This is a genomic window from Microbacterium sp. zg-Y818 (genome assembly GCF_030246905.1).
GTDB lineage: Bacteria > Actinomycetota > Actinomycetes > Actinomycetales > Microbacteriaceae > Microbacterium.
The window spans coordinates 2,365,717-2,380,270 of record NZ_CP126741.1; the positions used below are offsets into that span (position 1 = coordinate 2,365,717).

Annotated in this window: 13 protein-coding genes, 1 tRNA gene and 1 other RNA gene; 7 read left to right on the forward strand and 8 right to left on the reverse strand. The window is 71.8% G+C overall.

Annotated elements, in window-relative coordinates; translation table 11 throughout:
- Positions 1–69: 69 nt before the first annotated feature.
- From QNO21_RS11090 to ffs, 3 genes are all read right to left on the reverse strand, one after another.
- Positions 70–1,299: an acetate/propionate family kinase gene (locus QNO21_RS11090; protein WP_257517977.1), complete on the reverse strand. Its 1,230-nt coding sequence runs from the start codon at positions 1,297–1,299 to the stop codon at positions 70–72.
- Positions 1,296–3,428 (reverse strand): phosphate acetyltransferase, encoded by a 2,133-nt coding sequence (gene pta, locus QNO21_RS11095; RefSeq protein ID WP_257517978.1) that lies wholly within the window; start codon positions 3,426–3,428, stop codon positions 1,296–1,298. Before pta ends, QNO21_RS11090 begins: the two co-directional genes overlap by 4 nt.
- 97 nt (positions 3,429–3,525) lie before the next feature.
- An RNA gene (gene ffs, locus QNO21_RS11100) (signal recognition particle sRNA small type) lies at positions 3,526–3,622 on the reverse strand.
- A 101-nt stretch (positions 3,623–3,723) separates the two neighbouring features.
- Here ffs and QNO21_RS11105 point away from each other — a divergent pair.
- From QNO21_RS11105 to QNO21_RS11120, 4 genes are all read left to right on the forward strand, one after another.
- A complete protein-coding gene (locus tag QNO21_RS11105) occupies positions 3,724–4,716 on the forward strand; it encodes an AAA family ATPase (RefSeq protein ID WP_257517979.1) in 993 nt (330 codons plus the stop codon).
- A 7-nt stretch (positions 4,717–4,723) separates the two neighbouring features.
- Positions 4,724–6,016, forward strand: coding sequence for a DUF58 domain-containing protein (locus QNO21_RS11110; protein WP_257517980.1), 1,293 nt, complete (start codon positions 4,724–4,726; stop codon positions 6,014–6,016).
- Positions 6,003–8,351, forward strand: a complete 2,349-nt coding sequence (locus QNO21_RS11115) for a transglutaminase TgpA family protein (RefSeq protein WP_257517981.1) — start codon at positions 6,003–6,005, stop codon at positions 8,349–8,351. The genes QNO21_RS11110 and QNO21_RS11115 overlap by 14 nt, the downstream gene beginning before the upstream one ends.
- An 84-nt stretch (positions 8,352–8,435) precedes the next feature.
- Positions 8,436–8,523 (forward strand) — tRNA-Ser (locus QNO21_RS11120).
- 18 nt (positions 8,524–8,541) lie between these two features.
- Here the strand turns inward: QNO21_RS11120 and QNO21_RS11125 are convergent.
- Positions 8,542–8,844 carry a putative quinol monooxygenase gene (locus QNO21_RS11125; protein WP_257516840.1) on the reverse strand — a complete coding sequence of 101 codons (303 nt, stop codon included), beginning with the start codon at positions 8,842–8,844 and terminating at the stop codon, positions 8,542–8,544.
- A gap of 40 nt (positions 8,845–8,884) precedes the next feature.
- The gene (locus tag QNO21_RS11130; protein WP_257516839.1) at positions 8,885–9,376 is read right to left on the reverse strand and encodes a bifunctional nuclease family protein; all 492 of its coding nucleotides are present in this window, start codon (positions 9,374–9,376) and stop codon (positions 8,885–8,887) included.
- Positions 9,377–9,518: 142 nt separating this feature from the next.
- On the opposite strand from QNO21_RS11130, the gene ligD reads away from it, so the two are divergent.
- Positions 9,519–10,742: a non-homologous end-joining DNA ligase gene (gene ligD / locus QNO21_RS11135; RefSeq protein WP_257517982.1), complete on the forward strand. Its 1,224-nt coding sequence runs from the start codon at positions 9,519–9,521 to the stop codon at positions 10,740–10,742.
- A 46-nt stretch (positions 10,743–10,788) separates the two neighbouring features.
- On the opposite strand, the gene QNO21_RS11140 is transcribed toward ligD, so the two are convergent.
- Positions 10,789–11,871: a DNA glycosylase AlkZ-like family protein gene (locus QNO21_RS11140; RefSeq protein WP_257517983.1), complete on the reverse strand. Its 1,083-nt coding sequence runs from the start codon at positions 11,869–11,871 to the stop codon at positions 10,789–10,791.
- 10 nt (positions 11,872–11,881) lie between these two features.
- A complete protein-coding gene (locus QNO21_RS11145; RefSeq protein ID WP_257517984.1) occupies positions 11,882–12,817 on the reverse strand; it encodes an SDR family oxidoreductase in 936 nt (311 codons plus the stop codon).
- Positions 12,818–12,917: 100 nt separating this feature from the next.
- Here QNO21_RS11145 and QNO21_RS11150 point away from each other — a divergent pair, with 100 nt between their 5' ends.
- Together QNO21_RS11150 and QNO21_RS11155 are read left to right on the forward strand one after the other, a co-directional pair.
- A complete protein-coding gene (locus QNO21_RS11150; RefSeq protein ID WP_257515915.1) occupies positions 12,918–13,430 on the forward strand; it encodes an O-acetyl-ADP-ribose deacetylase in 513 nt (170 codons plus the stop codon).
- 62 nt (positions 13,431–13,492) lie between these two features.
- Positions 13,493–14,023 (forward strand): DUF1697 domain-containing protein, encoded by a 531-nt coding sequence (locus QNO21_RS11155; protein WP_257517985.1) that lies wholly within the window; start codon positions 13,493–13,495, stop codon positions 14,021–14,023.
- 43 nt (positions 14,024–14,066) lie between these two features.
- On the opposite strand, the gene QNO21_RS11160 is transcribed toward QNO21_RS11155, so the two are convergent.
- Positions 14,067–14,465, reverse strand: coding sequence for a PIN domain-containing protein (locus tag QNO21_RS11160; protein ID WP_257517986.1), 399 nt, complete (start codon positions 14,463–14,465; stop codon positions 14,067–14,069).
- Positions 14,466–14,554 lie beyond the last annotated feature (89 nt).

Consider the following 14,554-nt stretch of genomic DNA (forward strand, 5'->3'; position numbering starts at 1 on the left):
TCGCGCAGACTGCGCCCGGTCACCACGGCACCGAGGGGGGTGGGGCATCCCGTCGCACTCGATCTGCCGTCACAGCGCCGCGGCCACCTCTAGGGCCTGTCGCGCGATCTCCAGCTCCTCGTTCGTGGGCACGATCAGCACCGTCACCGGCGACCCGTCGGCGGAGATCACACGGATGCCACGGGCGCGCTCCTCGTTGCGGGCGGGGTCCAGCTGCACTCCGGCGAAGCCGAGCGTCTCCAGCGCCCCCGCGCGGACGATGGGCGAGTTCTCGCCCACACCGGCGGTGAAGACGATCACGTCCACGCCGCCGAGCTGCGCGATGTAAGAACCGGCATAGGCGCGCAGGCGGTGGATGTACACGTCCATCGCGAGCCGGGCGTCTTCGTCGCCCGCTGCCACGCGCTCTTCGAGGTCGCGCATGTCGTTGACACCGGCGAGACCGAGCACGCCGCTGCGCTTGTTGAGGAGGTCATCGAGGTCGTCGATCGACATCCTCGCGCGACGGGCGAGGTGAAACAGCACGGCGGGGTCGATGTCACCCGAGCGGGTGCCCATGACGAGCCCCTCCAGCGGCGTGAGACCCATCGAGGTCTCCACGGACCGACCGCGATCGACGGCGGCCACCGATGCGCCGTTGCCGAGGTGGAACACGACCTGCTTGAGCTCTTCGATCGGCCGGCCCAGGAACTGCGCGGCGGCACGGCTGACGTACTTGTGGGAGGTGCCGTGGAAGCCGTAGCGGCGGATGCGGTGGGCCTCTGCCAGATCCTTGTCGATCGCGTATGTGTAGGCGGCGGCGGGAAGCGTCTGGTGAAACGCGGTGTCGAAGACAGCCACGTGCGCGAGATCGGGGAAAGCGGCCTTCGCTGCCCGGACGCCCTGCAGCGCACCGGGGTTGTGGAGAGGTGCGAGCACCGACAGCTCGTCGATGTTGATCTCCACGAGGTTCGTGATCAGGGTGGGCTCGAAGAATCGCGCCCCGCCGTGCACGACGCGGTGACCGACCGCCACCGGCGGGAAGTCGTCGAGCGACGGCCCCGACTCGGCGAACGCGTCGAGCATGACCCGGAACCCCGTGGTGTGGTCGGGGATCGGCAGTTCACGGGTGTACGTGGCATCCGTCGCCGTCACGGCCACGCCTTCCGAGGGGCCGAAGTACACCGTGTGCCGGGCCGCGCCCATCGCCTCGCCGATGCGCTCGACGATGCCTGAGGCGAGCACGCGGCCGTCCTCCGGCTCGACCAGCTGGTACTTGAACGACGACGACCCACTGTTGACCACCAGCACCACGCTCATGCGCTTGCCTCTCCCTGAGCCTGGATCGCGGTGATCGCGATCGTGTTGACGATGTCGTCGACGAGGGCGCCGCGCGACAGGTCGTTGATGGGCTTGTTGAGCCCTTGCAGCACCGGCCCGATGGCGATGGCGCCGGCCGAGCGCTGCACGGCCTTGTAGGTGTTGTTGCCGGTGTTGAGGTCGGGGAAGACGAACACCGTCGCGCGTCCGGCGACGTCGGAGCCGGGCATCTTTTTGGATGCCACCGCCGCATCGGCCGCCGCGTCGTACTGGATCGGTCCTTCGACCGGAAGCTGCGGCGCGCGCTCGCGCACGAGGGCGGTGGCCGCCCTCACCTTCTCGACGTCGGCGCCTGTGCCGGACTCCCCCGTCGAGTACGACAGCATCGCCACGCGCGGGTCGATGCCGAACTGGGCGGCCGTTGCCGCCGACGAGATCGCGATGTCGGCGAGCTGCTCGCTCGTGGGGTCGGGGATGACGGCGCAGTCGCCGTAGACGAGCACACGGTCGGCGAGCGCCATGAGGAAGACGCTCGAGACGACCGAGACGCCCGGGCGGGTCTTGATGATCTCGAAGGCGGGGCGGATGGTGTGGGCGGTGGTGTGCGCCGCGCCCGAGACCATGCCGTCCGCGAGACCCATGTGCACCATGAGCGTGCCGAAGTACGACACGTCGGTGACGGTGTCCGACGCGCGCTCGTACGTCATGCCCTTATGGGCGCGCAGGCGGGTGTACTCCTGGGCGAACCGGTCCACCAGCGCGCTGTCGAAGGGACTCGTGATCTGGGCGCCCGACAGGTCGATGCCGAGCTCCAGGGCGCGGCTTCGCACCTCGGTCTCTTCACCGAGGATCGTGAGGTCGGCGATGCCGCGCGAGAGCACGGTGGCCGCGGCGCGCAGCACGCGGTCGTCGTCGCCCTCGGGCAGCACGATGCGGCGGCGATCGCTGCGCGCACGCTCCATGAGGGCGTACTGGAACATCAGGGGCGTCACCACGGTGGTCCCCGCCACTCCGAGCGCCTTCGTCAGCGCCTCGGTGTCGACGTGCTTCTCGAAGAGGGCCAGCGCCGTGTCGTAGCGCCGCTGCGAGTCGGCCGCCAGCCGGCCGCGGGCGTTCATGACCCGCACGGCGGTGTCGTAGGTGCCGAGGTCGGTCGCGATGATCGGCACGGTCGAGCCGAGCCCGTCGATCAGCTTGTCGATCGATTCGGGGAGCGGGAACGGCCCGTTGAGCACGACGGCCGCCACCGACGGGAACGTGCCGGAGGTGTGCGCCAGCAGCGTGGCCAGCAGCACCTCGGTGCGGTCGGCGGGGATGACCACCACGGCCGACTCGGTGAGCCGGGGAAGGACGTTGACCATCGACATGCCGGCCACGACGATGCTCAGCACCTCGCGAGTCATGAGCTCGGAATCGCCCTTGACGAGGGTCCCCTCGACGGCCCGCAGGATGCCGCGCACCGACGGGGCCACGAGATAGCGGTCTTCAGGGATCGCGCGCACCGGAATCTCGCGGCCGGGCTGGGCGGCCGCCGTGGCCTCGGTCACGGCGGCGATGATCTCGTCGAGCCTTTCGGGGTCGGCCCGGTTGGCCACGACGGCGAACAGGTCGGCGCGTCCGTGCTCGAGCTCAGCCACGGCGAGCGCGGCGATCTGACCCATCTCCGACGGTGTGCGCGCGGTCGTGGTGCCCAGCTGCTCGCTCTGGCCCTGCAGCGCCCGGCCGCCGATCACCAGCAGCACGGGGGTGCCGAGGTTGGCGGCGATGCGGGCGTTGTAGCCGAGCTCGGCGGGGCTGCCGACGTCGGTGTAGTCGCTGCCGACCACCACGACGGCATCGCACTGACGCTCGACGGCCTTGAAGCGCTCCACGATGCGCGCGAGTGACGCCTCGGGGTCGGCGCGCACGTCGTCGTAGGTGACCCCCACGCACTCGTCGTAGTCGAGGTCGACGCCGTCGTGGTCCAGCAGCATCTCGAGAACGTAGTCGCGCTCGGCCGTGGAGCGGGCGATGGGGCGGAACACCCCCACCCGCGGCGTCGCACGGCTGAGCGCATCGAGCACGCCCAGCGCGATCGTCGACTTACCGGAATGGCCTTCGGCCGAGGTGATGTAGATGCTCTGTGCCACCTGCACAGCCTAGGCGGGACTGTCGCGGCCCGTCAGATGGTGCTCCGTGAATAACACCGGTGGTGATCCGCGAGGGGGCGACGCTGCCGCGCGGGAAAAGTAAGACTCTCCGCGAACCCGGCAGAGCCTGGTTACCCTTGCTACGTTTCCGTCCTGGGGGAGTTGGCCTGGATGCCGCCTCGCGGAGAGCTGACACCAGTGTAGCCCGACTCGGCCCACCGCCCTGACGCACGGGGTTACGATCGGGGCAGCGACGCGACGGCGCGCCGCACCGCCCACCCATTGAGGGGAATGCATGAGTGAGCAGTCTGGGGACGAGATCACCGCGGAATCGTTCGCCCGCCTGACCGAGGCGATCGCGGCTTCTGTCTCCCGCGTGATCGACGGCAAACCCGATGCGGTGCGCTCCGCACTCACCTGCCTGCTCGCCGAGGGACACCTGCTCATCGAAGACGTGCCCGGCGTCGGCAAGACCATGCTGGCGCGCGCTCTCGCGGCATCCGTCGACGCCACGGTGCGGCGCATCCAGTTCACCCCCGATCTGCTTCCCGGCGACGTCACGGGCGTGTCGGTGTTCAACCCCGTCGACCGGGAGTTCGAGTTCAAGCGGGGAGCGATCTTCGCGCACATCGTCATCGCCGACGAGATCAACCGCTCCTCCCCCAAGACCCAGTCGGCGCTGCTCGAGGCGATGGAGGAGCACCAGGTCACCGTGGACGGCGAATCCCACGCTCTGCCGGAGCCCTTCCTCGTCGTCGCCACCCAGAATCCGCTCGAGATGGAGGGGACGTACGCCCTTCCCGAGGCGCAGCGCGACCGATTCATGATGCGCGTCTCGATGGGCTATCCCGATGCCGCCAGCGAGGGGCTCATGCTGCGGCGGCGCGACACGGTGAACCCCCTCGACGCGATCACTCCGGTCGTCGATTCGCACATCGTGCGCGAGCTGATCGGGTGGGCGCGCAGCGTGCACCTCTCCCCCGCGGTGGAGGAGTACGCCGTCGCGCTCGCGCAGGCCACGCGCACCCACGCCGACCTGCGGCTGGGTGCGAGTCCCCGGGCCACCCTGCAGCTCGTGCGCGCCGCGAAGGTGCGTGCGGCGCTCGACGGCCGCCCGTTCGTCATTCCCGACGACATCGCAGCCCTCCTCGTGCCGGTGTTCGCGCACCGCCTCATCCCCACCCGCAGCGCCGGCACGGCCAGGGCGCGCTCGACCACCGATGCGGTCACGTCGGTGCTGACGCAGATCGCGGCATCGGTGCGCGTACCGCTCACCGCGCGCGCGTGAGGTGACCATGGGACGCCTGTGGCCGCTGACGATCCGGGGCACGGGTGCCATGCTGCTGGGGCTGGTGTGCCTGGTCGTCGCCGCCGACCGGGGGGTCGTCGAGCTGCTGTACGTGGCGATGCTGCTGTTCGCCGTCGTCGCCGCTGCAGTGGTGAGCCTGTACGCCGTCCGACGCGCCGACGGCATCACCCGCACGGTCGAACCCGACGTGCTGACGGTCGGGCAGGAAGGCCAGGTGACGGTGCGGGTGTCGCTGCGGGCCGCGATCGCGTCGGGTCAGGGCATGTGGCGCGACACGCTGTCGCCGGGGCTCGCCTGGCGCTCCCCCGCGGACGTGGCGGGTGACGGCGGGCGCGGCGGCGGCGCGGCACGCGGGGTGTTCCCGGCGCTCGGTTCCGGCCTGCGGGGTGAAGCCCACACCGTCGACGTCGACTACCGCATCGTCGGCGCCCGCCGAGGGGTGCACACCCTCGGCCCGCTCACGGTGTCGTCGACCGATCCCTTCGGACTCGTGCGCCGCACCCACGTGCTGAGCGAGCGGACCCGGGTGATCGTGGCGCCCGAGGTCGTCGATCTGCCGCCTCTGACCAACCTCCCCGGCGAAGCGGGCGGCAGCCGGCACACGTCGTCCAACGAGCTCGGTCAGGGCACCGACAACCTCATCCCCCGCGCCTACGCGCCCGGCGACTCGATGCGCCGCATCCACTGGCGCGCGAGCGCCCATCGCGACGAGCTGATGGTGCGCCAGGAGGAGCAGGAGTCGACGCCGGCGGCCACGGTCGTGCTCGACCTGGCCACCGGCAGGTTCAGCCCCCACGCGATGCGCGGGGCGGGTCTGGACGACGGCTTCGAGTCGGCGCTGAGCGCCTGCATCTCGATCGTCGCGCGGCTCGTGCGGGAGGGCTACACCGTCACGGTGACCGACTCCGACGGCCGGGCACTGGCCGACCCGCTCGAGGGCGGCGACCTCGCCGCCGTGGAGATGCTCGGCACCTCGTTCGCCACCCTCGTCACCCGCCGCGACGACCATCTTGCCGACCTCGCGCCGCTGTTCACGGGCGGAACGAGCGGCCCCGTGGTCGTCATCGTCGGCAGGTTCGATGCGGCGGATGCCGCGGCCCTGGCCCCGGTCGCCCACCACTCGTCGCTGCCGCTGCTGTTCGCGGTGTCACCGGTCGACGACGCGCTGCCGCGCGCCGCGGCCCACGGCTGGCGGGTCGCGTCGATCCCAGCGGGTGCGGACCTCGTGCCGGCATGGCAGCAAGCCGTCGAACGGGAGGCGGGCCATGTCGTCGCTTGACGGTGCACGCCCCCGCCGCAGCCGCGCGCACCTGCGGCTCACCCTCGCGGTGGCGGCGGTCATCGTGGCATCCGCGCTGCCGCTCGTGGACGTGATCGCTCCGGGCGGCTGGCTGGTGGCCTCGGTGGCGCTGACGGCGGCGCTGCTGACGGCCGGCCACCTCGCCCACGCCCGGCGCCTGCCTGCCCTTGCAGCCACCGGCATCCAGCTCGCGGTGTGGGCGCTGTTGCTCACCGGCCTGTTCCTGTCGGACACGGCACTGCTGTGGATCTTCCCCACCCCCGAGACCGTGCGCGCCGTGCCGCCCCTCTACACCGAGGGCATGACCGAGATCCTCGTCGGCTCGGCGCCCCTCGACGCTGGAACGCCCCTGAGCTTCCTGCTGGTGGCGGCGGTGGGGCTGTTCACCATCGTGCTCGACCACGTCGTGGTGACCGCCCGGATGCCGCTGCTGGCGGCCGTCGGCGTCGTCACCGTCTGGCTGGTCCCGGCGCTCGCCGTGCCGTCGGACATGGACGTCTTCTCGTTCGCCGTGCTGGCCGTGGCCGTGCTGTTCCTGCTTCGCACCGAGACGCGGGCGCGCGAGACGGCCGGCGACGCACCCGCGGTCCCGCGCCCCGGGTCGTCGGCACGTCGGGCGGGAGTGGGTGCGACCGCCGTCGGCATCGGCGCCATCGCCGTCGTCGTGGCGATCACCGTGACCCCGTTGCTGCCGACGCCGACGGCACGTCCCGCCGCAGGTGGACTCGGTGCGACCACGACGATCGACCCGTCTCTGAACCTGGGCGCCGATCTGCGCCAGCCCATCAGCGTGCCGGTGCTGAACGTGCGCTCGAACACCCCGGTGCCGCCGTATCTGCGCGTGGCGACGCTGTCGAGCTTCGACGGCGCGCAGTGGCGGCCCGACCGCGTGCGCACCCTTCCCCTCGAGGGCGTGGTCGAGGACGATGCCGAGGGCGAAGGCTCTGGTCCCTTCGGTGAGGTGGAGGTCGATGAGTCGCTGCGGGTGACGGCGTACCGCACGACCGTCGAGGTCACGAACCTCTCCTCGTCCTGGCTGCCGGTCGCCTACCCCGCCGTGGGTGTCACCGGTCTTGACGAGGGCTGGGAGGCGATGCCGTACAACCGCACGGTCGTGAGCGACTCCGCCACGAGCCAGGGTCAGGTGTACGAGGTGCTGACGCACCTCCCCCGCCCCACCCGTGAGCAGATCCGGGCGACGGCCGCCGGCGGCACCTTGCTGCGGGACGCGAGCTACGAGCTTCCCGACGTGCCGATGGACATCATCACCCAGACCACGCTGGAGGTCACGGCCGGCGCCGAGACCGACTACGACAAGCTCGTGGCGCTGCAGAGCTGGTTCCGCGGCGGCGATTTCACCTACTCGCTGCGCGCGCCGGTGCAGCAGGGTTTCGACGGATCGGGCATCGACGCGATCGAGCAGTTCCTCGTCTCCAGAGAGGGGTACTGCGTGCACTTCGCGTCGGCGTTCGCGGTGATGGCGCGGACGCTCGACATGCCCGCACGCATCGTGGTGGGCTACCTCCCCGGCACCGGCAATGGCGAGGTCGTCGACGGAGAGACCGAGTATCAGGTGACGAGCGATCAGCTGCACGCCTGGCCGGAGGTGCATTTCGCCGGCATCGGGTGGGTGCCGTTCGAACCGACCAAGAGCCTCGGCACCCCCACCTCGTTCCTGCCCGAGCGCGTGGCTGCGGCCGACGACGCCGGCGAAGACGTGAACGAGGGTCTGGATCCGGCGGCCGGCGCCGAACCCGACCTCGTGGCGCCCGAGCCGAGCATCGCGCCCGACGTGGGCGACCAGGCGGTGCCCGACGCCGTTGCGCCACCGCTCCTGACGCTGCCCAGCGCACTGACGGCGCTGGGCGTACTGATCGCCCTCATGCTGCCGGCGCTGGTGCGGGAGCTGCTGCGACGGCGTCGCCTCGCGGCCGCAGCGGCGGGTGATGCCGCTGCGGCGTGGCTCAGCGTGCGGGAGGCCGCAGTCGACCTCGGAATCGCCGTGCCCGCAGCGGAGTCGCCACGTGCGTTCGGCGCGCGGCTGGTCGCCGACCACGGCGCACCCGCCGACGCGGTGGCGCGGCTCGTGGCGGCGATCGAACGCGCGTCGTATGCGGCGCCTGCACGCGGGTCGACCGGCGCGGGCGGGCCCGGCGACGTCGGGCGGGAGTCTCTGGCGGATGCCGCGGCATCCGTGCACGCAGGTTTGGCGGCGGCCACGCCGCGCGGCACGAGGGTGCGCTCCCTGCTCATGCCGAGGTCGCTCGTCGTGCGCCCGGGGAGCGCCTACGCCGCCGAGCGCGTGCCCATCTGACCCCGCAGACGGCGCAGGGTGCCCACGCGCGGCAAAAGGACTGCTCCGCACCCGGTAGACTGTCCCGCGGCCCTTCGGGGCCACGGAGGATTCGCCTAGTGGCCTATGGCGCACGCTTGGAAAGCGTGTTGAGTGAAAGCTCTCAGGGGTTCGAATCCCCTATCCTCCGCCAACCGCCGCCCGCACGCCGTCAGTCCCGCAGGGGCGACCCGATGACGTCGAAGTGGAAGCCATCGAACTCGCCCGTCATCAGCGGCCCGGCGGCGGCGATGGATGCCTGCACCTCGGGCAGTACCAGCGATGCCCGGTGCGCGTCGGCGCTGGTCCACAGCTCCATGACGAAGACGGTGTCGGGCTCTTCATCGTTGATGCCGACCTCGTAGGCGAGGCACCCGACGTGGCGCAGCTCTTCGCTGCGCCGGGTGAGCAGATCGACGAGCTGCGCGCGTCTGCCGGGAACCACACCGATCGTGCCCACGTTCGCGAACATCATGTGCCGAGTGTAGGGGCCGTGGTCGGCGCGCGCACCGGCGTCATTCCCGGAAATCCTCCGGCTCGACGTCGTCGATGAAGTGCTTGAACTCCTCGATGTTCTCCTCGGCGTCGTCGACGGCCAGGACGTCCGGGATGCCGGCTTCGACGAGCACGTCGTCGGCGACGAAGATGGGCGCCGCGGTGCGAGAGGCCAGCGCGATGGCATCCGACGGCCGGGCGTCGATGGCCTGCGTGCCCCGGGGCGAGCTGAGGGTCACCTCGGCGTAGAAGGTGCCGTCGTCGATGCGGGCGACCTCGACGCGGTCGACCTCGGCGCCCAGGGCGGTCACCATCGAGCGCATCAGATCGTGCGCAAGCGGGCGGGGGGTGACGGCGCCCTCGACGGCGATGAGGATCGACGTCGCCTCCTGCGCGCCGATCCAGATGGGCAGGATCGATCCTTCGCCGGGAAGGGCGTCGACCGGCTTCAGCAGCACGACCCGCTGCCCGTCGGGGTCGAGGGCGACGCCGGCCACACGGACCTGGACCATGTGCGCCCCCTTCGCCTCGGCTTGGGGATCGGAATCCCTAGAAGGCCCATCGTAGGCATGTGCGGCTCCTATGGCACCGGGGGTGGTGCGACGCCCCTCCTCGGTCTGGCCGCCGGACGCGGGCGGGGCGTATCGTGACCGCATGCCGGCAGCGAAAGACGACGCGGTCACGCTCGAGGTCGACGGGCACGAGGTGCGCGTGAGCCACCCCGACAAGGTGGTGTTCGCAGAGCCGGGCCTGACGAAGCTCGATCTCGTCGAGTACTACGTCGCCGTCGCCGAGGGGGCGCTGCGCGGCGCCGGCGACCGGCCGATGGTGCTGAAGCGCTTCGTGAAGGGCATCGACAAGGAGCCGTTCTTCCAGAAGCGGGTGCCCGAGAACCACCCCGACTGGATCGGCACCGCGACGCTGCGGTACGCGTCGGGGACGAGCGCCGAAGAGGCGGTGATCCGCGATGCCGCGGGGCTGGCCTGGATCGTCAACCTCGGGTGCCTCGATCTCAACCCGCACGCGGTGCGGGCCGGCGACCTCGACCACCCAGACGAGCTGCGCATCGACCTCGACCCGATGCCGGGGGTCGACTGGCAGCAGATCGTCGATGTCGCGTTCGTCGTGCGGGACGTGCTCGGCGACATGGGACTCATCGGGTGGCCGAAGACGTCGGGCTCACGCGGCATCCACATCCTGGTGCGACTCGAGCCGACGGAGGACTTCGCCGCGGTGAGGCTGGCTGCGCAGGCCCTGGCGCGCGAGGTCGCCGACCGGGCGCCGGGGCTCGCGAGCGCCCAGTGGTGGAAGGAGGAGCGCGGCGAGAGCGTCTTCGTCGACTTCAACCAGAACGCCAAGGACCGCACCGTCGCGTCGGCGTACTCGGTGCGGGCGTTGCCCGATGCCCGGGTCTCGACGCCGCTGGCGTGGGACGAGCTGCGGGTGCGCCGGCCCGAGGAGTTCACCGTGCCGACCGTGCGCGCCCGGTTCGCCGAGATCGGCGACCCGCACGCGGGGATCGACGACGCGGCGGGGTCGCTCGAGGGGCTGCTGGCGCTGGCCGAGCGGCTGGGTCCGGCGGAGCGCGCGCCGCGGGGCGCCGACGGGGCCGGGCGGCGCGTTTCGACGATGCCGCTCATCGAGATCGCGCGGGCGGCGACGAAGGACGAGGCGCTCGCGGGGCTGGATGCCTGGAAGGCGCGGCATCCCACGGTCGTCGAGAAGCTCTCCCCCGCCGACGTGCTCGTCGACGGCATGCGGGGGTCGAGTTCGCTCTGGTACCGGATCCGGGTGAACCTGCAGCACGTGCCCGAGGGCGAGCGTCCGGCGCAGGGGCCGCTCGAGGTCGATTACGACCCGTGGCGCCCCGGTCGTTGATCCTCACCGGTCGTTGAGCGAGCGCAGCGAGGCGAAACGCCGCACCTCACTCCTGGTCGTACTCGACGGCGACACCCAGCCACTCGGCCAGCTCGGCGAGCTCGGCGCGCACCATCTCGTGCTCCTCGGGCTCGAACGGCGCCAGCTCGTGCACGGCGTTCACGCGCAGCACGTCGCGCGTCTTGTCGAGAGCAGCGTCGAGCATGCCGACGAAGCGGTCGCCCATCAGGATGGGGTGCGCGAAGTACCCGTACCGACGCTGTGGTTTGGGCTTGAACTGCTCCAGCACGTAGTCGAAGCCGAAGATCTCGCTCAGCCGCGGCCGGTCGAACAGCATCACGTCGTAGGGATTGAGAAAGGCGACGCGTCCGCCGTCGTCTTCGTCCACGGCGGCGAGCGCGGCCGGGTCCACCCGATACTTGCGCGTACTGCCCTCGATCATCACCGGCTCCCCCGCGTCGCCAACGGGCGTCCACGGGGAGCTCTGCTTCGCGATGCCGGCCGCCTGCAGCTTCCGCTCGTGGCGCAGGTGCGTGGCCTCGTCTTCGTCGTATACCGGGAGGTCGCTCGGGTAGACGCGCTCGGCGAGGTCCCACACGCGCTGGCGCCCCTCGCGGCCTGCGACGGCGACGATGCCCTGCCACGTGAGGAATTCGAGCATGTGCGGCACCGGGTTGGCTCCGGACCAACCGTCCGGCGCCCGTACCACCTGCGCGGTGTCGGGAATCCGTGCGGTGAGCAGCGGGCCCTCGGCGCGCAGGCGCGCGATGACATCGGATCGGAACCGGTCGTTCGCGGCCAGCCACTGGCGGGAGCTCGCGCGCCGCGGCCACCGGCTCATCTCGGGAAGCAGCAGCGGCAGCATGCTCATGGGTCGGAACGCTCCCCCGAGCTCGAACAGCAGGCGGTCGCCCTCGACGGCCTTGCGCAGCTGTCCCGCCTCGTACGACCAGCCGATGCGCGACCACAGCACGGTGTGCTCGCAGGGGGCGATCGTGGCGGTCGGGTCGATCTTGATCTCGCCGATCTGCTCGGCGACCTCGACCACGTCACCCGGTCGCTGCGCGTCGAGAAGCTGCGCGCGCACAGCGATGCGGCGGGCCTGGTCGAGCGTGAGCCGGGTGGTCACGGGCTCGACGCTAGTGCAGGGGCACCCCGTCGCGGGCGGGTTTCTGCAGCAGCTCCTCGGCCACCCGCCAGAGGCGCTCGGCATCCTCTCTCTTTCGGGCGCGGGGGAACGGATGCCGCGGTCGCGGCGCACCCGCCATCTGCAGGAGCCCGCAGGGTGCGAAGAAGTCGCCCTGTGCGGCATCCGCCGTCAGAGCTTGCAGGGCTGGGAGCGGCGCGAGCGGCAGCGGGTTGCCGAGGTGGGCGGTCGCGAGCCGCACGAGCTGGGGCGGGACGCGGCGGCGGATGTCCGGAGCGATCGCGGTCGCGGGGACGACCCCAGGGTGGGACTGGGCGACGGTGACGGCTCCCCCTCCCGCCGCGCTGCGACGTGCGAGCTCGGTGCCGAAGAGGGAGAGCGCGAGCTTGGACCTGCCGTAGGCGCGGAATGCGCCATAACGGCGCTCCAGCTGCAGGTCGGACCAGTCGATGCGGCTGAACGCCGCTGCGAGGCTGGTCTGCAGGACGATGCGCGCTCGCGCCGGCTGCAGAACGGGGAGCAGCCCCACGATGAGTGCGAATTGTCCGAGGAAGTTGGTCTGGAAGTGCAGTTCGAAGCCATCGGCGGTGAGGTGGCGCCGGCGGTCGCCCAAGAGCACGACGCCGGCGTTCGCCAGCAAGAGGTGGATCGGGGTGCGCTCGGCGGACAGCGTGGCGACAAGCGCCGAGACTGAGTCGAGGCGGGCGAGGTCGAGGTCGCGCAGCTCGAGGCTCGCGTCGGGGACGCTGCCCCGGATGCGGGCGATCGCATGGCTTCCCTTATCGCGGTTGCGCACCGGCATGATGACGTGGGCACCGGCGGCGGCGAGCGCGCGGGCGACCTCGAGACCGACTCCGTCGCTCGCGCCGGTGACGAGGGCGGTGCGGCCGGCGAGGTCGGGGAGGTCGGCGCTGGGCGTTGCGGGCATGGTGCCCCTTCCGTCCCTCAACGGATACCACGGCGGGCTCGCGCCGCGCAGGTCGCTCTGGGGCTCGCCGAGCGGCGCCGTCGTGGGTGACACTGGCCTCATGACCAGGATCATCGCGGTGCGCGGCGACATCACCGAGCAGCGGGTGGACGCGATCGTGAACGCCGCGAACAACGCGATGCGCGGGGGCGGTGGCGTCGACGGCGCGATCCACCGTGCCGGCGGCGCCGAGATCCTGCGCGACTGCATCGCCCGGTTCCCCCACGGGCTGGCGACCGGCGACGCGGGCTGGACGACCGCAGGCGACCTTCCGGCGCGGTGGGTGATCCACACCGTCGGCCCGAACTACGCCGCGGGCGAGCGGGACCGGGCGCTGCTGGTGTCGTGCTATCGCCGGTCGCTGCAGGTGGCCGACGAGCTGGGCGCCCGGTCCGTGGCCTTTCCGCTCGTGAGCGCCGGCATCTACGGGTGGCCGAAGGCGGATGCCATCGCCGCCGCCGTCGAGACGATCGCCGGCGCCGACACCGCGGTCGAAGAAGTGCGGATCGTGGCGTTCGATTCGGCGACCTACGACCAGGTGGCCGCGGCGGTGGCGGCTGCCGCCGCGCGCTGACCCTCCCGTTCCGACCCTTCTCGGCCTGGCCGGCGGCGGCGGTCGGTCGTAGCATCCAGATCGTGGACGAGTGGGTCGGCTTGCTGCGCAACGTCAATCAGGGGCAGCGCGGGCATCCGTCCACGGCCGACATCCTCGCCGCGTTCGCCGATGCGGGCGTGCCCGACGCGGTGACGTTCCAGAGCAACGGCACCGTGGTCTTCCGGGCCGACGACCCCGCCGCAGTCGTGGCCTACGCGGTGCGGGCGCTCGAGGCCCGCACGGGCCTACGCCGCGCGGGCTGCGCGCTGCCGCTGTCGGAGATCGCGCGCATCGTCGACGCGCACGCCGAGCAGCCCGACGCCAGCCGGCGGGAGGTGTCCTTCCACGCCGGCGGCCGCATCGATCCCGACGATGCGGAGCTGGCGCGCGTCGCCGCGCACCGCCGGTGCCGGGTGGTGGATGCCGGGGAAGGCTGGGTCGTTTCCGTCAACGAGCGGGAGGGCGATGGCAATGCCACCCCCACGATCGAGGAGGCGACCGGCGAACCCGCGACCTCCCGCGGGCTGCCGACGCTCGTGCGCCTGCTCGCCCGCTTCGGTGCCCCCGACTGAGCACGGGTCCGCCGAACTCGGCCCGCACCGACTCGGAGGCGCCTCAGCGCAGCAGCGCCTCGTAGGGGGCCAGCGCCACGCGGTCCTCGGCGCCGCTGCGCAGGTGCGGATCTTCCGTGACCAGAAGGTCCGCCTGCAGCACGGCGACGGCGAGGTACTCCGCCGGCGGTGTGTCGGGCCAGCCGAGGCGCGTGGCGAGCTTCCACGCCGTGGCGCGGGAGACGCGGTCGCCGAGCAGCCGGATCTTCAGCTCGGCCAGACGCTCCAGCCGCGCGAGGGCGACCCGCTCGTCCAGCGCGCCGGCGCGGACCTGCTGGTAGAGCAGCGAGAGGGCGTGGGTGCGCAGGACGCTCGGCGCGACCAGGGAGTGCCCGGCCCCGAGTACCGCGTCCTCCTCGATCAGCCGCAGGACCGTCGGCGCGTCGATCGCGTAGCGGGTCATGGCCCGATGATGCCACCGGGCTTCGTCGGGCGCGACGGTGCGGGCCGATGTCGGAGGGTCGCCGTAGCGTGTGCGGTGCCGGTTCGGGG